General features: G+C 71.6%; 18 protein-coding genes. 10 read left to right on the forward strand and 8 right to left on the reverse strand.

Features of this window, described 5'->3' with window-relative positions; all coding sequences use genetic code 11:
- The first annotated feature begins 77 nt into the window (after positions 1-77).
- The 6 genes from ACZ418_RS34300 to ACZ418_RS34325 all read left to right on the forward strand — a co-directional run bounded on the left by ACZ418_RS34300 (position 78) and on the right by ACZ418_RS34325 (position 8,232).
- On the forward strand, positions 78-2,579 hold the full coding sequence (locus tag ACZ418_RS34300) for a SulP family inorganic anion transporter (RefSeq protein ID WP_468370938.1): 2,502 nt from the start codon (positions 78-80) through the stop codon (positions 2,577-2,579).
- Between the two features lie 138 nt (positions 2,580-2,717).
- Entirely contained in the window at positions 2,718-4,673 is a 1,956-nt protein-coding gene (acs, locus tag ACZ418_RS34305) for an acetate--CoA ligase (protein WP_468370939.1), read from the forward strand.
- Between the two features lie 204 nt (positions 4,674-4,877).
- Entirely contained in the window at positions 4,878-6,320 is a 1,443-nt protein-coding gene (gene nhaA / locus ACZ418_RS34310) for a Na+/H+ antiporter NhaA (protein WP_468370941.1), read from the forward strand.
- Positions 6,321-6,444: 124 nt separating this feature from the next.
- Positions 6,445-6,933 carry a phage holin family protein gene (locus ACZ418_RS34315; protein WP_468370943.1) on the forward strand — a complete coding sequence of 163 codons (489 nt, stop codon included), beginning with the start codon at positions 6,445-6,447 and terminating at the stop codon, positions 6,931-6,933.
- Positions 6,930-7,850 carry an alpha/beta fold hydrolase gene (locus ACZ418_RS34320; protein ID WP_468370945.1) on the forward strand — a complete coding sequence of 307 codons (921 nt, stop codon included), beginning with the start codon at positions 6,930-6,932 and terminating at the stop codon, positions 7,848-7,850. Before ACZ418_RS34315 ends, ACZ418_RS34320 begins: the two co-directional genes overlap by 4 nt.
- Before the next feature lie 202 nt (positions 7,851-8,052).
- Positions 8,053-8,232, forward strand: coding sequence for a hypothetical protein (locus ACZ418_RS34325; RefSeq protein WP_365723261.1), 180 nt, complete (start codon positions 8,053-8,055; stop codon positions 8,230-8,232).
- 28 nt (positions 8,233-8,260) lie between these two features.
- On the opposite strand, the gene ACZ418_RS34330 is transcribed toward ACZ418_RS34325, so the two are convergent.
- Genes ACZ418_RS34330 through nth form a run of 3 tightly spaced genes read right to left on the reverse strand, consistent with a single transcriptional unit; the run spans position 8,261 to position 11,176 of the window.
- Positions 8,261-9,460, reverse strand: coding sequence for a MarP family serine protease (locus tag ACZ418_RS34330; protein WP_468370947.1), 1,200 nt, complete (start codon positions 9,458-9,460; stop codon positions 8,261-8,263).
- Positions 9,461-9,472: 12 nt separating this feature from the next.
- The gene (locus ACZ418_RS34335; protein WP_468370948.1) at positions 9,473-10,168 is read right to left on the reverse strand and encodes an NUDIX hydrolase; all 696 of its coding nucleotides are present in this window, start codon (positions 10,166-10,168) and stop codon (positions 9,473-9,475) included.
- 54 nt (positions 10,169-10,222) lie between these two features.
- Complete coding sequence (gene nth, locus ACZ418_RS34340) at positions 10,223-11,176, reverse strand: endonuclease III (RefSeq protein ID WP_468370949.1); 954 nt, start codon at positions 11,174-11,176, stop codon at positions 10,223-10,225.
- 333 nt (positions 11,177-11,509) lie between these two features.
- Here nth and ACZ418_RS34345 point away from each other — a divergent pair, with 333 nt between their 5' ends.
- Both ACZ418_RS34345 and ACZ418_RS34350 read left to right on the forward strand, forming a co-directional pair.
- Positions 11,510-12,184 carry a Crp/Fnr family transcriptional regulator gene (locus ACZ418_RS34345; protein WP_014674022.1) on the forward strand — a complete coding sequence of 225 codons (675 nt, stop codon included), beginning with the start codon at positions 11,510-11,512 and terminating at the stop codon, positions 12,182-12,184.
- A gap of 73 nt (positions 12,185-12,257) precedes the next feature.
- On the forward strand, positions 12,258-13,079 hold the full coding sequence (locus tag ACZ418_RS34350; RefSeq protein WP_468370951.1) for a nucleotidyltransferase domain-containing protein: 822 nt from the start codon (positions 12,258-12,260) through the stop codon (positions 13,077-13,079).
- A 13-nt stretch (positions 13,080-13,092) separates the two neighbouring features.
- Here the strand turns inward: ACZ418_RS34350 and ACZ418_RS34355 are convergent, their stop codons facing one another.
- The 4 genes from ACZ418_RS34355 to ACZ418_RS34370 all read right to left on the reverse strand — a co-directional run bounded on the left by ACZ418_RS34355 (position 13,093) and on the right by ACZ418_RS34370 (position 15,511).
- Positions 13,093-13,923 (reverse strand): MBL fold metallo-hydrolase, encoded by an 831-nt coding sequence (locus ACZ418_RS34355; RefSeq protein ID WP_468370952.1) that lies wholly within the window; start codon positions 13,921-13,923, stop codon positions 13,093-13,095.
- The gene (locus tag ACZ418_RS34360) at positions 13,920-14,804 is read right to left on the reverse strand and encodes an NUDIX hydrolase (protein WP_468370953.1); all 885 of its coding nucleotides are present in this window, start codon (positions 14,802-14,804) and stop codon (positions 13,920-13,922) included. The genes ACZ418_RS34355 and ACZ418_RS34360 overlap by 4 nt, the downstream gene beginning before the upstream one ends.
- 84 nt (positions 14,805-14,888) lie before the next feature.
- Positions 14,889-15,353, reverse strand: a complete 465-nt coding sequence (locus ACZ418_RS34365) for a RidA family protein (RefSeq protein WP_468370955.1) — start codon at positions 15,351-15,353, stop codon at positions 14,889-14,891.
- Entirely contained in the window at positions 15,350-15,511 is a 162-nt protein-coding gene (locus ACZ418_RS34370) for a DUF4177 domain-containing protein (protein WP_003975360.1), read from the reverse strand. Before ACZ418_RS34370 ends, ACZ418_RS34365 begins: the two co-directional genes overlap by 4 nt.
- 139 nt (positions 15,512-15,650) lie before the next feature.
- On the opposite strand from ACZ418_RS34370, the gene bagA reads away from it, so the two are divergent.
- Both bagA and bagB read left to right on the forward strand, forming a co-directional pair.
- Positions 15,651-16,628 carry an ATPase BagA gene (bagA, locus tag ACZ418_RS34375; protein ID WP_468370957.1) on the forward strand — a complete coding sequence of 326 codons (978 nt, stop codon included), beginning with the start codon at positions 15,651-15,653 and terminating at the stop codon, positions 16,626-16,628.
- On the forward strand, positions 16,625-18,037 hold the full coding sequence (gene bagB, locus ACZ418_RS34380; protein WP_468370958.1) for an ATPase BagB: 1,413 nt from the start codon (positions 16,625-16,627) through the stop codon (positions 18,035-18,037). The genes bagA and bagB overlap by 4 nt, the downstream gene beginning before the upstream one ends.
- A 589-nt stretch (positions 18,038-18,626) precedes the next feature.
- Here the strand turns inward: bagB and wblA are convergent.
- Positions 18,627-18,965, reverse strand: coding sequence for a transcriptional regulator WblA (wblA, locus tag ACZ418_RS34385; RefSeq protein WP_468370960.1), 339 nt, complete (start codon positions 18,963-18,965; stop codon positions 18,627-18,629).
- Positions 18,966-19,345 lie beyond the last annotated feature (380 nt).

The raw sequence follows: 19,345 nt of genomic DNA on the forward strand, positions 1-19,345 counted from the left end.
ATGCATGGGCTTTACGTGGCATTACGTTTCCTTTGCCAAGCATTGCTCCATCCCGCCGCCCCGGAGGAGACGGGACCATGTCAGCCTGCGCGCCCCCGCACACCCAGCACCCGCACCCGCCGCACAGTCCGCCGCCCGGCCACCGGCGCCGCTTCCCCGTGGCAGGCGCCGACCTCTCGGCGTCCGTCGCGGTCTTCCTGATCGCCCTGCCCCTGTCCCTAGGCATCGCCCTGGCCACCGGTGCTCCGCTCCAGGCCGGCCTCGTCGCCGCCGCTGTGGGCGGACTCGTCGCCGGGCGGCTCGGCGGCTGCCCGCTCCAGGTCAGCGGCCCCGCCGCCGGACTCACCGTGGTCACCGCCGACCTGATCCACCGCTACGGCTGGCGGGCGACCTGCGGCATCACCGTCCTCGCCGGACTCGCCCAACTCGGTCTCGGCTGCCTGCGGGTGGCGCGCGGCGCGCTCGCGGTCAGCCCGGCCGTGGTGCACGGCATGCTCGCCGGGATCGGCATCACCATCGCCGTCGCCCAACTGCACATCGTGCTCGGCGGCAGCCCCGACAGCTCCGTCCTCGCCAACCTGCGTGCCCTGCCGGCCCAGTTGGCCCATCTGCATCCGGCCGCCGGCTCGATGAGCGCGCTGACGCTCGCGCTGCTGCTGGCCTGGCCCCGCCTGCCGGGCCGCACCGGCCGGATGCTCCGGCGCGTGCCGGCCGCTCTCGTCGCCGTCGCCGGGGCCACCGCCGCGGCGGCTCTCACCGGCCTGACCCTGCCCCGGGTGGACCTGCCGTCCTGGCGCAGTCACGCCCTGGCCGGCCTGCCCGAGGGCCCGGCACTCGGCCTCGCCGCTGCCGTGCTCACCACCACCCTGGTGTGCAGCGTGCAGTCGCTGCTCGGCGCGGTGGCCGTGGACAAACTGGTCGCGGCCCGCCCTTGCCCACTCCCCGGCGCCGGCCGCTGCGACCTGGACCGGGAGCTGCTGGGCCAGGGCGCCGCCAACATGGTCTCCGGGGCGCTCGGCGGACTGCCGGTGGCCGGGGTGGCCGTGCGGACCACCGTCAATGTGAACTCGGGTGCGGTGAGCCGGAACTCCACGATGCTGCACGGCGTTCTCGTAGTAGTCGCCGCGCTGCTGATGGCCCCGGCCCTGGAGGAGATCCCGCTCGCCTCCCTCGCCGCCCTGGTCATGGCCGTCGGTATCCAGATGGTGTCCCTGCACCACATCCGCACGGTGACGCGCCACCGCGAAGTGCTGGTCTACGCCGCGACCACACTCGGCGTGGTGCTCCTCGGCGTCCTGCAGGGCGTGCTCCTCGGGGTCGCCGTGGCGGTCGCCGTCGCCCTGCGCCGCCTCGCCCGCACCCGCATCACCCATGAAGAGAAGGAAGGAGTCCATCACGTAAGAATCCGAGGTCAGCTGACGTTCCTCGCGGTGCCCCGGCTCAGCCGGTCCCTGCATCTCGTACCCCAAGGGGCCCACGCCGTCGTGGAGTTGGACGGTTCGTTCATGGACCACGCGGCGTACGAGTCACTGCAGGACTGGCGCAGCTCCCACACCGCACGCGGCGGTACGGCCGAGCTGAGGGGCCGGCGCGGCGGAATCCGGACCGCCGAACCGCCCCTGACCGCCAAGCCGGCCCTGACCGCCGAGCCAACGCTGACCGCCGGCCCGTCCCCAACCGCCGGACGGACCCCACCCACCGAACCGATCCCGCCCACCGGCCCGTCCCCAACCGCCGGACGGACCCCACCCACCGAACCAACCCCACTCACCGGGCCACCCCCGCCCGCCGCCTGCCGGTGCCGGGCCTGGACGCCCTGGCGTGATCACCGCTCATGCTTCCCGGAGGCCGTCACCACCCCGGCGGGACGGGAGGCCGGGCACGAACTGGTCCGTGGGATCGGCTCGTTCCAGCGCCACACCGCGCCGCTGGTACGGGAGGAACTGGCGCGGCTCGCCCGGGAGGGCCAGCGGCCCGCGCAGCTCTTCCTCACCTGTGCCGACTCCCGGCTCGTCACGTCGATGATCACCGCCAGTGGTCCCGGCGATCTGTTCGTCGTCCGCAACATCGGCAACCTGGTGCCGATGCCGGGCGAGGAGCACGGCGACGAGTCGGTGGCGGCCGCCGTCGAGTACGCGGTGGAGGTGCTCGGCGTGCGCTCCGTCACCGTGTGCGGGCACTCGGGGTGCGGGGCGATGCAGGCGCTGCTGACCGCGACCGACGCGGACGGGGACACCCCGCTGCGCCGCTGGCTGCGGCACGGGCTGCCGAGTCTGGCACGGATGACCGGGGACCGCCGTGCCTGGCCCCGGCTCGCCGGGCGGGCCCCGGTGGACGCGGTGGAGCAGCTGTGCCTGATCAACGTGGTCCAGCAGCTGGAGCACCTGCGGGCGCACGGCCCGGTGGCCAGGGCGCTGGCCGGGGGCGGACTGGAGCTGCACGGGATGTACTTCCACGTGGGCGAGGCACAGGCCTACTTGCTGGCGCGGAACGAGAGGGAGGGAGACGGCGTGTTCGAGGACGTCCCGGGAAGTGTCACGGACGGGGCACCTGTGAGGGAGGCGCACAGTCCGGCGTGACAGGCACACGGCTCGGCGCGGGAAAAGGACTTAACAACAGGTCTAAACCAATTTTGCCGACCACCCTTGTCATCGGACCCCCGCGTCTGATGAGCTGTGGCCTGGGACACAACGGACACCCTTCGAGAGGGAGATGTCGTGAGCAACGAGAGCCTGGCCAACCTGCTCAAGGAAGAACGCAGGTTCGCGCCCCCCGCCGACCTGGCCGCGCACGCCAACGTCACCGCGGAGGCGTATGCACAGGCCAAGGCTGACAGGCTCGGCTTCTGGGCCGAGCAGGCCCGTCGGCTGACCTGGGCCAAGGAACCGACCGAGACACTGGACTGGTCGAACCCGCCGTTCGCGAAGTGGTTCAAGGACGGCGAGCTGAACGTCGCCTACAACTGCGTGGACCGGCATGTGGAGGCGGGACACGGGGACCGTGTCGCCATCCACTTCGAGGGTGAGCCCGGCGACAGCCGCTCGATCACCTACGCCGAGCTGAAGGACGAGGTCTGCAAGGCGGCCAACGCCCTGCTGGAGCTGGGTGTACGCAAGGGCGACCGGGTCGCCATCTACATGCCGATGATCCCGGAGACCGCGATCGCGATGCTGGCCTCGGCCCGGATCGGTGCCGCGCACTCGGTGGTCTTCGGCGGCTTCTCGGCGGACGCACTCGCGACGCGCATCCAGGACGCGGACGCCAAGGTGGTCATCACCGCCGACGGTGGCTACCGGCGCGGCAAGCCGTCCGCCCTCAAGCCGGCCGTGGACGAGGCGATCTCCAAGGTCGACAACGTCGAGCATGTGCTGGTGGTGCGCCGTACCGGTCAGGACGTGGCGTGGACCGAGGGCCGGGACGTGTGGTGGCACGAGCGCGTCGAGCGGCAGTCCGCCGAGCACACCCCGGAGGCGTTCGAGGCGGAGCACCCGCTGTTCATCCTCTACACCTCCGGCACGACCGGTAAGCCCAAGGGCATCCTGCACACCTCCGGCGGCTACCTCACCCAGACGGCGTACACGCACTGGGCGGTCTTCGACCTCAAGCCGGAGACGGACGTGTACTGGTGCACGGCGGACGTCGGCTGGGTCACCGGGCACTCGTACATCGTGTACGGCCCGCTGGCCAACGGCGCGACGCAGGTGATGTACGAGGGCACGCCGGACACCCCGCACCAGGGCCGGTTCTGGGAGATCGTGCAGAAGTACAAGGTCACGATCCTCTACACGGCGCCGACGGCGATCCGGACGTTCATGAAGTGGGGCGACGACATCCCCGCCAAGTTCGACCTGTCCTCCCTGCGCGTCCTCGGCTCGGTGGGCGAGCCCATCAACCCCGAGGCGTGGATCTGGTACCGCAAGAACATCGGCGCGGACCGGACGCCGGTGGTGGACACCTGGTGGCAGACCGAGACCGGCGCGATGATGATCTCGCCGCTGCCCGGCGTCACCGAGGCCAAGCCCGGCTCCGCGCAGACGCCGCTGCCCGGCATCAGCGCGACCGTCGTCGACGACGAGGCGAACGAGGTGCCCGACGGCGGCGGTGGCTACCTGGTGCTGACCGAGCCGTGGCCGTCGATGCTGCGCACCATCTGGGGCGACGACCAGCGGTTCATCGACACCTACTGGTCCCGGTTCGAGGGCAAGTACTTCGCCGGTGACGGGGCGAAGAAGGACGACGACGGCGACATCTGGCTGCTGGGCCGGGTCGACGACGTGATGCTCGTGTCCGGGCACAACATCTCCACCACCGAGGTCGAGTCGGCGCTCGTCTCCCACCCGTCGGTCGCCGAGGCGGCGGTCGTCGGTGCCGCCGACGAGACCACCGGCCAGGCGATCGTCGCGTTCGTGATCCTGCGCGGTACGGCCGCGGAGACCGAGGCGCTCGTCGGCGAGCTGCGCAACCACGTGGGCGCCACGCTCGGGCCGATCGCCAAGCCCAAGCGGATCCTGCCGGTGGCCGAGCTGCCGAAGACCCGCTCCGGCAAGATCATGCGCCGTCTGCTGCGGGACGTGGCCGAGAACCGCCAGCTCGGCGACGTGACCACGCTGACCGACAGCACGGTCATGGACCTGATCCAGGCGAAGCTGCCGGCCGCTCCCAGCGAGGACTGAGCAGCACCGCCCTGCGGGGGCGCCTGGCCGACAGGCCGGGTGCCCCTTCTGCGTCTAGCGTGAGGATCACCGGTCCCGGACCGCGCCCTTTGAGGACCAAGCAACCTTAGGTAAGCTAAGTAAAGCGTCAAGAACGCGACAAGGGTGCGCCGGGAAGTCTGGTCGGCAATGTGAGCCGTCCTGTCTAACCACCGGAGGTCCCCCGTGGCCGCACCCAGCACCCGTAAAGCCCCCCGCAAGGCGCTCGGACGTCTCTCCCTGCCCGAGCGGGCCTTCCTCGCGGATGCGCTGCGGACCGAGACCGTCGGCGGTGTCCTGCTGCTCCTCGCCGCCGTGGCGGCGCTGATCTGGGCGAACATCCCCACTCTGCACCACAGCTACGAGTCCGTCAGCCACTTCCACCTCGGCCCCGGCGCGCTCGGCCTGAACCTCTCCTTGGCGCACTGGGCCGCCGACGGCCTGCTCGCGGTGTTCTTCTTCGTCGCCGGTATCGAGCTCAAGCGTGAGCTGGTCGCCGGCGACCTGCGCGACCCCAGGGCGGCCGTCCTGCCCGTGGTGGCCGCGCTGTGCGGCATGGCCGTACCCGCGCTCGTCTACACCCTCACCACCCTCACCGGGCACGGCTCGACGCAGGGCTGGGCGGTGCCCACCGCGACCGACATCGCCTTCGCGCTCGCCGTCCTCGCGGTCATCGGCACCTCCCTGCCCAGCTCCCTGCGTGCCTTCCTGCTCACCCTCGCGGTGGTCGACGACCTCTTCGCGATCCTGATCATCGCGGTCTTCTTCACCGACCGGCTGAACTTCGCCGCGCTCGGCGGGGCCGCCGCCGGACTGGTGGTCTTCTGGCTGCTGCTGCGCAGGGGCGTCCGCGGCTGGTACGTGTACGTGCCGCTCGGCCTGGTGATCTGGGCGCTGATGTACAACAGCGGCGTGCACGCCACCATCGCCGGCGTGGCGATGGGCCTGATGCTGCGCTGCACCACCCGGGAGGGTGAGCAGCACTCGCCGGGAGAGCACATCGAGCACCTGGTGCGGCCCCTGTCCGCCGGGCTCGCCGTACCGATGTTCGCGCTGTTCAGCGCCGGGGTGAAGGTGTCCGGCGGAGCCCTCGGGGACGTGTTCACCAAGCCGGAGACGCTCGGCGTCGTCCTCGGTCTGGTCGTCGGCAAGACGATCGGCATCTTCGGCGGGACCTGGCTGACCGTCCGGTTCACCCGCGCCTCCCTCAGCGAGGAGCTGGCCTGGGCCGACGTCTTCGCCGTCGCCGCCCTCTCCGGCATCGGCTTCACCGTCTCCCTGCTCATCGGTGAACTCGCCTTCGCCGGCGACGCCGTCCTCACCGACGAGGTCAAGGCGGCCGTCCTCATCGGATCGCTGCTCGCGGCCGTGTGCGCGACGGTGCTGCTGAAGATGCGCAACGCCAAGTACCGCAGGCTGTGCGAGGAAGAGGAGCGCGACGAGGACCTCGACGGCATCCCGGACGTCTACGAACAGGACGACCCGGCGTACCACCTGCGCATGGCCGAGATCCACGAGCGCAAGGCCGCCGAACACCGCCGTATCGCCGCCGAGAAGGCCGGCGCCGCGCGCCACGGGCTTCAGGAAGTGCCGGGCGGGGCAGGCGAGGAGGACGGCCGTCCGGCATGATCTGACGAGACGGTACAAAACAAGACGGCCACACGAGCGGGCCCGCCGGCCGCGTACGGCAAGCGTATGGCGTACGACGGCACGGCACACCCGCGGCACGAGACACCTCGTAAGGGAGAACGCGATGAGCGCACCCGACGGCAGCCCGGTCGGCGCCGAACGCAGCATCGGCCAGCTGTTCGCCTCGGCGACGACCGAATTGTCGGCGCTGGTGCACGACGAGATCGCCCTGGCCAAGGCCCAGCTGAAGCAGGACGTCAAGCGCGGCGCGGTCAGCGGCGGCGCGTTCTCGGCGGCCCTGGTGCTGCTCGTCTTCTCGCTCCCGATGCTCAACTTCGCCCTCGCCTACGGCATCCGGACCTGGAGCGGCTGGAATCTGGCGATCTGCTTCGTGCTGTCCTTCGCGGCGAACGTGGTCCTCGCCGGTCTCCTCGCGCTGATCGGCACGCTGTTCGCGAAGAAGGCCAAGAAGAGCCAGGGCCCGCAGAAGGTGGCCGCCTCGATGAAGGAGACGGCGGGCGTGCTGCAGAACGCCAAGCCGCACCCGCGCGCGGCGCTGCCCGAGGAACGCACCCCCGCGGCCATCGAGGCTGTGGCACGCTCACAGTCATGACGGACCCCGCCCCTTCGGCCGTACGCATCGATGGTCCCTGGACACACAGGGACGTCGCCGCGAACGGCGCGCGCTTCCATATCGCCGAGCTCGGCGACGGCCCCCTGGTGCTGCTGCTGCACGGCTTCCCGCAGTTCTGGTGGACCTGGCGGCACCAGCTGGTCGCGCTCGCGGACGCGGGCTACCGGGCGGTGGCGATGGACCTGCGGGGCGTCGGCGGCAGTGACCGCACGCCCCGCGGGTACGACCCCGCGGGCCTCGCGCTCGACGTCACCGGCGTGATCCGCTCGCTCGGCGAACCGGACGCGGCGCTGGTCGGCCACGACCTGGGCGGCTATCTGGCGTGGACGGCGGCGGCGATGCGCCCCAAGCTCGTCCGGCGCCTGGCCGTGGTGTCGATGCCGCATCCGCGGCGCTGGCGCGCGGCGATGCTGCGGGACGCCCGGCAGACGGCCGCCAACTCCTACATCTGGGGTTTCCAGCGGCCGTGGCTTCCGGAGCGTCAACTCACCGCGGACGGCGGTGCGTTGGTGGGCCGGCTGATCCGGGAATGGTCGGGGCCGCAGCCGCCGGAGGACGAGACGGTGCAGACCTACCAGCGGGCCATGTGCATCCCGTCGACGGCGCACTGCTCGATCGAGCCCTACCGCTGGCTGGTGCGCTCGCTGGCCCGCCCGGACGGCATCCAGTTCAACCGCAGGATGAAGCGGCCGGTGCGGGTGCCCACGCTGCATCTGCACGGCTCGCTGGACCCGGTGACGCGCACGCGCAGCGCCGCCGGTTCGGGCGAGTACGTCGAAGCGCCGTACCGCTGGCGCCTGTTCGACGGCCTCGGGCACTTCCCGCACGAGGAGGATCCCGCCGCCTTCTCCACCGAGCTCGTCAACTGGCTGAAGGATCCCGAGCCGGACCGGTGACGCCCGCCCGCGCCGGTCACGTACTGCGGTGAGGTTCACCCGTATCGGTGATGGACACCGGTGACCGTGCGATGATGTTTCGATGCGTGGCGTATCCGCTTCCTGAACAGTTGTCCGCCGAACGGCCACATGCCCGCCGCATAGGCCAATTGGGCGCCGCTCAGGCGGTTATCGACCTTCGGGCAGGGGCAGACGTCGGGGTATGGGCTGGACGCACGACTACAGTGACGCACCCCGCAACCGCCGCTCCGGCGCCGGTGTGAGCACGTCTCAGCGAGGCAATCCGCAACTCGCGGAAGCGGACCTCCGGGTGGGGATTCCGCGCATCCTGCGCCGCCGGGCCCGCTGGGTCTCGGTGCGTCTGCGTCACCCACGCGGCTGAACCGCCCTCCGGAGGGCCTTCCGGAGAGTCACAGGGCGCAGCTGTCCGTACCCACCTGCTCGCTCGCCGTACGTCCCCGCTGGACGTCGGGCTGGATCTCGTCCGCCGTGAGGGCGTAACCGGTCTCGGCGTCGTCGAGGGACTTGGCGAACACCACGCCGTACACCCGGCCGTCGGGGGTGAGCAGCGGGCCGCCCGAGTTGCCCTGGCGGACGATCGTGTACAGCGAGTAGACATCGCGGCGGACGGTGCCGCGGTGGTAGATGTCCGGGCCGTTGGCCGTGATGCGCCCGCGCACGCGCGCGGCGCGCACGTCGTACGAGCCGTTCTCCGGGAAGCCCGCGACGATCGCGCCGTCACCGCCGGCCGCGTCCTGTGCGGAGAACCGCAGGGCGTTCGCCTTCAGGTCGGGTACGTCGAGTACGGCGATGTCGCGCTTCCAGTCGTACAGGACCACCTTGGCGGCGTACCTGCGGCCCTCGCCGCCTATCTGCACGGTGGGCGCGTCGACGCCGCCGACGACGTGTGCGTTGGTCATGACCCGGCGGTTCGCGAAGACGAAGCCGGTGCCCTCCAGGACCTTTCCGCAGCTCTGGGCGGTGCCGGTCACCTTGACGATGGAGCGCTGGGCGCGGACGGCGACCGGGCTGTTCGCGAGGGCCGGGTCGGGCGGCTGGACGTCCTTGATCGGCTCGTTGGCGAACGGGCTGAAGACCTGCGGGAAGCCGTTCTGCGCGAGGACGGAGGAGAAGTCCGCGAACCAGGTGTCGGCCTGCGCGGGCAGCGCGCGAGAGACGCCGAGGAGCACCTTGGAGCCGCGGACCTCCTTGCCGAGCGTCGGCAGGGTGGTGCCGGCCAGGGCGGAGCCGATCAGCCAGGCCACCAGCAGCATGGCCACGACATTGACCAGGGCGCCGCCGGTGGCGTCCAGGGCGCGGGCCGGGGACCAGGTGATGTACCGGCGCAGCTTGTTGCCGAGGTGGGTGGTCAGGGCCTGGCCGACGGAGGCGCAGACGATGACGATGACCACGGCGACCACGGCGGCGGTGGTGCCGACGTTCGCGTTGCCGGTCACGGCGTCCCAGATCACGGGAAGCGTGTACACGGCGACGAGGCCGCCGCCCAGGAACCCGATCACCGACAGGATGCCGACGACGAAGCCCTGGCGGTAGCCCACCACCGCGAACCAGACGGCCGCGACCAGCAACAGGATGTCCAGCACGTTCACGGGATCACCCTGTCATGCGCGCCAGTCGAGTGGGACCTGCTTCTCTCTGTCCCAGGGGCGCTCCCAGCCCGCGAAATGCAGCAGGCGGTCGATCACCCCGGCCGTGAAGCCCCACACCAGGGCCGATTCGACCAGGAATGCCGGACCTCGGTGGCCGCTGGGGTGGACGGTGGTGGCGCGGTTGGCGGGGTCCGTGAGATCCGCCACGGGGACCGTGAACACCCGCGCCGTCTCGTTCGGGTCGACGACGCCCACCGGACTGGGCTCGCGCCACCAGCCGAGCACGGGCGTGACGACGAAACCGCTGACCGGGATGTACAGCGCGGGCAGCACGCCGAAGAGCTGGACGCCGGAGGGGTCGAGGCCGGTCTCCTCCTCGGCCTCGCGCAGCGCGGCCCTGAGCGGCCCGTCGGTGTGCGGATCGCCGTCCTCCGGGTCGAGCGCGCCGCCCGGGAAGGACGGCTGCCCGGCGTGCGAGCGCAGGGAGCCGGCGCGCTCCATCAGCAGCAGCTCCGGGCCGCGCTCGCCCTCGCCGAACAGGATCAGCACGGCCGACTTGCGGCCCGAGCCGTTCTCCGGCGGCAGGAAGCGGCTCAGCTGGAGCGGCTCGACCGTCTCGGCGGCCCGCACCACGGGCGCCAGCCACTCCGGAAGCCCCTCCTTGCTCAGCGTCACCGCGCCGCCCCGCGTCTCACTGGCCCTCGCCATCGCCACCCCCCTCGCTCTGTCCGTCCAACGCCCGAGGACCCCGAGATCGTTCCGTCACGCGGCCCCCAGCGGCGGGGCCGGCCGGCCGCCCGCGTCCAGATAGGCCTGCGGGGGCTTCAGGCGCTGGCCGGGGAAGCCGCCCTTCTCGTACTTCAGGAGCTTCTTCGCCTTCTCGGGATCGGTCTCGCCCTCGCCGTAGGCCGGGCAGAGCGGGGCGATCGGGCAGGCGCCGCAGGCGGGCTTGCGGGCGTGGCAGATACGGCGGCCGTGCCAGATCACATGGTGGGACAGGTCGGTCCACTCGCTCTTCGGGAACAGCGCGCCGACGGCGGCCTCGATCTTGTCCGGGTCGCTCTCGTCGGTCCACCGCCAACGGCGCACGAGCCGCTGGAAGTGCGTGTCCACGGTGATCCCCGGCCGCCCGAAGGCGTTGCCCAGCACGACGAAGGCGGTCTTGCGGCCGACGCCGGGCAGCTTGACCAGGTCCTCCAGCCTGCCGGGCACCTCGCCGCCGAAGTCCTCCGTGAGGGCCTTGGAGAGCCCTATGACGGACTTGGTCTTGGCCCGGAAGAAGCCGCAGGGACGCAGGATCTCCTCGACCTCCTCAGGGTTGGCGGCGGCCAGGTCCTCGGGGGTCGGGTACTTCGCGAAGAGCGCCGGGGTGGTCTGGTTGACGCGCAGGTCCGTGGTCTGGGCCGACAGCACGGTGGCGACCAGCAGCTGGAAGGGGTTGTCGAAGTCCAGCTCGGGGTGGGCGTACGGGTACACCTCGGCGAGCTCGCGGTTGATGCGGCGGGCGCGGCGGACCAGGGCGGTGCGGGACTCCTCCTTCGGCGGCTTCACGGCGACCGTCCTGGCGGGCGCAGCCTTCTTCAGGGCCACGGCCTCGCCGGTCGCCACGACCTTCTTGGCCGGAGCGACCTTCTTCGCCGAGGCGAGCTTCTTGGCAGGAGCCGCCTTCTTGGCGGGCGCCGCCTTCTTCGCCGAGGCCGCCTTCTTGGTCGACATGGCCTTTTTTGCCGTTTTTCCGGTTTTCTTACTGCCGCCTGAGCTCTGTTCGCCCACAGCGGAATCGCGACGTACAACCACCCGCTAAACCCCCTAGGCCTGTGCTCTCACCGGCGATTTGGACACCCGGCCAGCCTAAAGCCCGGCACCGACATCCGCCCCGGACCCGAGGGATCGGCCCCCGATTGGCCCCCTGACGCTTACCTCGGGACACCTGTGCGGCATCCTTGTGACAGATCACACTGTTTGGACCGTCCGGCAAAATGGGGAACACGGTCCCCTGGCACTCGGGGGAGCAAGATCCCCTGAGCAGGTCGACAAGGAGAGAACTCAGTGGACGACGTTCTGCGGCGCAACCCGCTCTTCGCGGCTCTCGACGACGAGCAGGCCGCGGAGCTTCGCGCCTCCATGAGTGAGGTGACCCTCGCACGCGGCGACTCCCTGTTCCACGAGGGCGACCCGGGCGACCGGCTGTACGTCGTCACCGAGGGCAAGGTCAAGCTGCACCGCACCTCCCCCGACGGCCGCGAGAACATGCTCGCCGTCGTCGGCCCCGGCGAGCTGATCGGCGAGCTGTCGCTCTTCGACCCGGGCCCCCGTACGGCGACCGCGACCGCGCTGACCGAGGTCAAGCTGCTCGGTCTCGGCCACGGCGACCTCCAGCCCTGGCTGAACGCCCGCCCCGAGGTGGCCGGCGCCCTGCTGCGGGCCGTCGCCCGCCGTCTGCGCAAGACCAACGACGCCATGTCCGACCTGGTCTTCTCCGACGTCCCCGGCCGCGTGGCACGCGCCCTGCTGGATCTGTCGCGCCGCTTCGGCGTGCAGTCCGAGGAGGGCATCCACGTCGTCCACGACCTCACGCAGGAGGAGCTGGCCCAGCTGGTCGGTGCCTCGCGCGAGACCGTGAACAAGGCGCTGGCGGACTTCGCCCAGCGTGGGTGGCTCCGCCTGGAGGCGCGGGCGGTCATCCTGCTGGACGTGGAGAGGCTGGCGAAGAGGTCCCGCTGACGCGGCGGGCCGCTGATGCCGACCGCGCGGAAAACGTGCCGCGCGGTCGCCTCACAGGCGGCACAGTTGCCCCATGGCTGAAACGATCCGTCGGCCCGGGCTCGACGGCCAGGGTTTCATCGCGCGCGAAGGCTCCCTCGCGCGCGTGCCCGCTGCCTTCCGCCCTGTCGTGGCCGCAGCGCGGGACCGGCTGCTGGACGTCTTCGGGGCGCGGCTGCACAGCGCCTACCTCTACGGGTCGATCCCGCGCGGCACCGCGCGCGTGGGCCGCAGCGACCTGGACCTGCTCGCCGTACTGCGGGAGGAGCCGACCGAGGCGGACCGGGAGGCCGCAGGGACGCTGGACGAGGCCGTCGACAAGGAGTTCCCGCAGATCGACGGCGTCGGCACGCTGCTGTCCGGCCGGGACCGGGTGCTGAGCGAGCTGGAACGGTACGACCTGGGCTGGTTCGTCGCCTGTCTGTGCACCCCGCTGCTCGGCGACGACCTCGCCGAGTACCTGCCGCGCTACCGCCCCGACTCCCTGCTCGCCCGCGAGACCAACGGCGACCTGGCGCTGTGGCTGCCCCGCTGGCGGAAGCGGATCGCGGACGCCGAGGACACCGAGGAGGCCCGGCGCCCCCTCGTGCGCTTCATGTCCCGGCGCCTCGTCCGCACCGGCTTCACGCTCGTCATGCCCCGCTGGAACGGCTGGACCAGCGACCTGCGGGAGATGGCAGAGGCGTTCGCCGCCTACTACCCACAGCGGGGCGCACAGCTGCGTACGGCGGCGGAGTACGGCTACGGACCCGTCGGCGACCCGGAGCTGCTGCGCACGTACGTCGACGACCTCGGCCCCTGGCTCGCCGACGAGTACGCGCGCGTGCACGGCATCAAGGCGCCCAGGCCGGACTAGCCGGAAGCCGGCGCTAGATCAGCCCGTGCTCGCTCAGGTAGTCCAGCTGGGCCCGTACCGACAGCTCGGCCGCCGGCCACAGGGAGCGGTCCACGTCGGCGTACACGTGGGCGACGACCTGGGCCGGGGTGCGGTAGCCGTTCTCGACCGCCGTCTCGACCTGGGCGAGCCGGTGGGCGCGGTGGGCGAGGTAGAACTCGACGGCGCCCTGGGCGTCCTCCAGGACGGGCCCGTGACCCGGCAGCACGGTGTGCACGCCGTCGTCCACCGTCAGGGACCGCAGCCGGCGCAGCGAGTCCAGATAGTCCCCCAGGCGGCCGTCGGGGTGCGCCACGACCGTCGTACCGCGCCCGAGGATGGTGTCCCCGGTCAGCACCGCCCGGTCGGCCGGGAGGTGGAAGCACAGCGAGTCGGCGGTGTGGCCGGGGGTCGGTACGACCCTCAGCTCCAGGCCGCCGACCGTGATCACGTCCCCGGCGGCCAGGCCCTCGTCACCCAGGCGCAGCGCCGGGTCGAGAGCACGCACGCGCGTGCCGGTCAGTTCCGCGAAACGGGCGGCGCCCTCGGCGTGGTCGGGGTGGCCGTGGGTGAGCAGGGTCAGGGCTATGCGCTTGCCGGCCTTCTCGGCAGTGTCGACGACGTTCCGCAGATGGCCCTCGTCCAGGGGGCCCGGGTCGATCACCACGGCCAGGTCGGAGTCGGGCTCGGCGACGATCCAGGTGTTGGTGCCGTCCAGGGTCATCGCGGAGGCGTTGGGCGCGAGGACGTTGACGGCCCGTTCGGTGGCCGGGCCGGAGCGCACCTGGCCGCGGGGCTGGCCCGGCAGGGTGGCTGCGTCGGTCATGCGGGGCCTCCACCGGTGGTCGTCGGTGCCGTCGGAATGTGCTTGGTGAACTCCTCGTGCCCCGGCCAGGACAGGACAATCTCGCCGCCCTGGAGGCGGGCCCGGGCGAGCACCGGTGTCATGTCGCGCCCGGGGGCCGCCGCGAGCGTCTCGGCGGCGGTGGCGTACGGCAGCAGCTGGCGCAGGGTGGCGATGGTGGGCGGCATCATCAGCAGCTCGCCCTTGTCGTAGCGGGCGGCGGCCTCGGCGGGGCGGATCCACACCGTGCGGTCGGCCTCCGTGGAGGCGTTCCGGGTGCGCTGGCCCTCGGGCAGGGCGGCCACGAAGAACCAGGTGTCGTAGCGGCGGGCCTCGAACTCCGGGGTGATCCAGCGGGTCCAGGCGCCCAGCAGGTCCGAGCGCAGGACCAGGCCGCGGCGGTCGAGGAACTCGGCGAAGGACAGCTCGCGCGCGACCAGCGCGGCCCGGTCCGCCTCCCAGTCATCCCCGGTGGTGTCGCCGACGACCGACTCCGCGTCGGGCCCGGCGAGCAGGACGCCGGCCTCCTCGTACGTCTCCCGTACGGCCGCGCAGACGATCGCCTGGGCGCCCGACTCGTCGACGCCGAGCCGCTCGGCCCACCACGCGCGCGTGGGGCCCGCCCAGCGCACCGTACGGTCGTCGTCGCGCGGGTCGACACCGCCGCCGGGATACGCGTACGCGCCTCCGGCGAAGGCCATGGAGGCGCGTCTGCGCAGCATGTGGACCGCAGGGCCGTCCGGTGTGTCCTTCAGGAGCAGGACCGTGGCCGCACGCCTGGGGGACACCGGGGTGAGGGTGCCGTCCGCGAGCGCGCGGATGCGGTCCGGCCACTCCGGGGGGTACCACTGACCGTTCGCCATGGGCGGAGGCTATCCCGTGCAGTGCGAATGTTCGAGAGGTGCCCGAGGCCAGCGGGGTCCGGCGGACCGGACCGGTTCCGGGGGCTACTGGGCGAGCTCGACCTGGATCTCGACCTCCACCGGCGCGTCCAGCGGCAGCACCGCCACGCCGACCGCGCTGCGGGCGTGCACGCCCTTGTCGCCGAGGACCTCGCCGAGAAGTTCGCTGGCGCCGTTGACGACACCGGGCTGCCCGGTGAAGTCGGACGCGGAGGCGACGAAGCCGACGACCTTCACCACGCGCGCGATGCGGTCCAGGTCACCGACCACGGACTTCACGGCGGCCAGCGCGTTCAGCGCGCAGGTGCGGGCCAGGTCCTTGGCCTCCTCCGGGGTGACCTCGGCGCCGACCTTGCCGGTGACCGGCAGCTTGCCCTCGACCATCGGCAGCTGGCCGGCGGTGTAGACGTACCCACCGGACTGCACGGCCGGCTGGTACGCGGCCAGCGGCGGTACGACCTCCGGCAGGGTCAGGCCCAGTTCGGCCAGCTTGGCCTCGACCGCGCTCATGCCTGCTTCTCCCGCTTCAGGTAGGCCACGAGCTGCTCGGGGTTGTTGGGCCCGGGCACGACCTGGACGAGCTCCCAGCCGTCCTCGCCCCAGGTGTCCAGAATCTGCTTCGTGGCATGGACGAGCAGTGGCACGGTTGCGTATTCCCACTTGGTCATGGGCCGACTGTAGCCGCTGTGACCGGGGGGACAGTGACCTGTGGCCGCGGGGACGGTGACCTGTGACCTTGCGGACAGTGACCGGCGTTATCCACAGCCTCCCGCGTGAGTGTCGAGCGGACTGGTTAGTCTCGAAGATGTGAGCAGGCTCCAGGTCGTCAGCGGCAAGGGCGGGACCGGAAAGACGACGGTCGCCGCCGCACTGGCGCTGGCCCTCGCCACCGAGGGGAAGCGGACGCTTCTCGTGGAGGTCGAGGGCCGGCAGGGCATCGCCCAGCTCTTCGAGACGGAGGCGTTGCCGTACGAGGAGCGCAAGATCGCGGTCGCCCCCGGCGGCGGGGAGGTGTACGCCCTCGCCATAGACGCCGAACTGGCCCTTCTGGACTACCTCCAGATGTTCTACAAACTCGGCGGCGCGGGCCGGGCCCTGAAGAAGCTCGGCGCGATCGACTTCGCCACCACCATCGCACCGGGCATCAGGGACGTCCTGCTCACCGGCAAGGCGTGCGAGGCCGTGCGCCGCAAGGACCGCTCCGGGCGGTTCGCGTACGACTACGTCGTCATGGACGCCCCGCCGACCGGCCGCATCACCCGTTTCCTGAACGTGAACGACGAGGTGGCGGGCCTGGCGAAGATCGGCCCGATACACAATCAGGCGCAGGCGGTGATGCGGGTGCTGAAGTCGCCGGAGACGGCCGTGCACCTGGTGACGCTGCTGGAGGAGATGCCGGTCCAGGAGACCGCCGACGGCATCGCCGAACTGCGCGCGGCACGGCTGCCGGTGGGCCGGATCATCGTGAACATGGTCCGGCCGGAGGTGTTGGACGCGGCCGACCTGGAACTCGTACGGACCGTAGAGCGTTCCTCCGTCGCACAAGCGCTCTCGGCGGCCGGGCTGGGCGGGGCCCGGCGCGGCGGGAACGCGGAGAAGCTGGTGGGCCCGCTGCTGGACCAGGCGGCGGAGTACGCCGAGCGGTACGCGCTGGAGCAGGAGCAGCGCGCGGTCCTCGGCGAGCTGGGCCTGCCGCTCGGCGAACTGCCGCTGCTCGCCGAGGGCATGGACCTGGCGGGCCTGTACGAACTCGCCACCGAGCTGCGGAAGCAGGGGTTGACATGAGTCCGGACCCGGCCGAGGCGCCCGAGACAGCACAGCCGGCCGCAGGGCCGGAGCAGGCCGCGCGGCCGAAGAAGGCCGACGCGCGGGCCAAGACCGGCGGGTGGGAGAAGGCCCACGGTCTCTCCCCCGCGCGCGTGCTGGACGTCGACCCGCTGCTGGACGACCCGAAGACCCGGATCGTGGTGTGCTGCGGCTCGGGCGGGGTCGGCAAGACGACGACCGCGGCGGCCCTCGGCCTCAGAGCGGCCGAGCGGGGCCGCAAGGTGGTCGTGCTGACCATCGACCCGGCCAGGCGGCTGGCCCAGTCGATGGGCATCGACTCCCTCGACAACGTCCCGCGCCGGGTGAAGGGCACCGAGGGCGAGGGCGAACTGCACGCCATGATGCTCGACATGAAGCGCACCTTCGACGAGGTCGTGGAGGCGCACGCGGACCCCGAGCGGGCGGCCGCGATCCTGGCCAACCCCTTCTACCAGTCGCTCTCGGCGGGCTTCGCGGGCACCCAGGAGTACATGGCGATGGAGAAGCTGGGCCAGCTGCGCGCGAGGGACGAGTGGGACCTGATCGTCGTCGACACCCCGCCGTCGCGCTCGGCACTGGACTTCCTGGACGCGCCGAAGCGGCTCGGTTCCTTCCTGGACGGCCGGCTGATCCGGCTGCTGACGGCCCCCGCCAAGCTCGGCGGCCGCGCGGGCATGGCCTTCCTCAACGTCGGCATGTCGATGATGACCGGCACGCTCGGCAAGCTGCTGGGCGGTCAGCTGCTCAAGGACGTGCAGACGTTCGTGGCGGCGATGGACACCACCTTCGGCGGGTTCCGTACGCGCGCGGACGCCACGTACAAGCTGCTCCAGGCGCCCGGTACGGCGTTCCTGGTGGTCGCGGCCCCGGAGCGGGACGCGTTGCGCGAGGCGGCGTACTTCGTGGAGCGGCTGGCCGCGGAGAAGATGCCGCTGGTGGGTCTGGTGCTGAACCGGGTCCATGGCAGCGGCGCCGGCCGGCTGTCGGCCGAGCGGGCGCTCGCCGCCGCCGAAAATCTTGAGGACCCCCGCATTGTGGATCAGGGGGGCGGGAAAGCTGGACTTCGTAACTCTCCCGACACATACGGCAGTTCGCGATCTACCGCATCCGAGGCCGCAACCGACGCCCCAGCTTCCGAAGAAGGCTCCCCCGCCGACACGGAGCGATCCGTCGACCGGCTCACCGCGGGTCTGCTGCGACTGCACGCCGATCGCATGCAGCTGCTCTCGCGCGAGCAGCGCACGCGTGACCGTTTCACCGCCCGCCACCCCGAGGTGGCGGTCGTCGAAGTACCCGCGCTGCCCGGCGACGTCCACGACCTCGTCGGCCTGCGGGACATCGGCTCCCGGCTGTCAGCGGGCGCGGCAGGGCAGACGGAGCGGCCGTAGCACGGCCGGGGCCGACGACTGCGGCGCGGCCGGCTGCGTGCTGTGGGCTGCACGGCACCACGAGGGGCGGGCGGTCGTACGTGCGCGGGTGACCGTTGTCCGCGTGCGGTGACCGTTGTCCGTGCGCGGAGCGGCTGTCGTACGCGCGTGGGCGACCGTCGTTCGTACGCGCCTGAGCGACCGTCGTTCGCGCGTGGGCGGCACACGCGCGGCCGACGTAGGCAAGGCATGCGCGGGCAGCGTGCGTCACGCATGCGCGGACAAAGCGGGTGATGTGTACACAGCTGTACAGACGGACAACGGCGACAACGGCGACGGCGGCTCACGCGCGGACGCGAGGTCGACCACCGTCTCCGCAGGCGGGGCCGCAAGGCCGATCGTGGCTTCCCAGGCGTAGGCCCGACCGGCGCTTCCCGCGCCCCATCGCTCCCCGTGCCGCCTCCCGCGCCCCCGGCATGTCCCCACTCGGCGCCCCCGGGCCTGAGCCCGACCCTGCTTCCAGTGGCGCACACCCGAAGGTTCCCGTGGCGTGTGCCGGATCGGAGCCTCGTGCCCCGGGGATGTGCCGGAGGCAATGCCTTCGGCTGCGTCAGCTCACCGCCGCGTAGTTCTCGTACACCTCGTCGTTGTCGAGGGGCACGATGCCCGACCCGCGCTCGTACTCCGAGCGGGCGGTCTCCAGCAGCCTGCGCCAGGAGGACACGGTGGGCCGGCGGCGCAGCAGCGCGCGGCGCTCCCGCTCCGTCATGCCTCCCCACACGCCGAACTCCACGCGGTTGTCCAGCGCGTCGGCCAGACATTCGGTGCGTACCGGGCAACCGGTGCACACCGCCTTGGCCCTGTTCTGCGCTGCTCCCTGAACGAACAGTTCATCCGGATCGGTAGTGCGGCAGGCAGCCTGCGCACTCCAGTCGGTTACCCAGCCCATACCGGCGCCGTCCTCTCCCGAATCGAGGCTCCCCCACGGCGGCAGCGGCATATTCACCGCCGCCAGTTGAGGACGTTACGGAAGGTGGGCACAGCGCAACACCCCCTTCGGGCCCAATCTTGAATGGCCCGAACGGACTATGGGTTAACGGCAGATCACCCGCGGGAGTGAGCTGGCGACATATGCGACCATCCCGGCAAACCAGGACTGCTGTGGTGCGCCACAACGGGCGTCGGGTGACACACGAGGCGGATTCGGACACGTCCTCCTCAGGAGCCGGTCACGTCCCCGCGCGAAAAAACGGGGTACACCCGGAACGATTCGGGGTCGCCGGACGTATTGATACGTGACCGCACTGCTGTGACAGTGAGAGCAGCTTA

The sequence above is a fragment of the Streptomyces sp. NPDC030820 genome, from assembly GCF_055572075.1.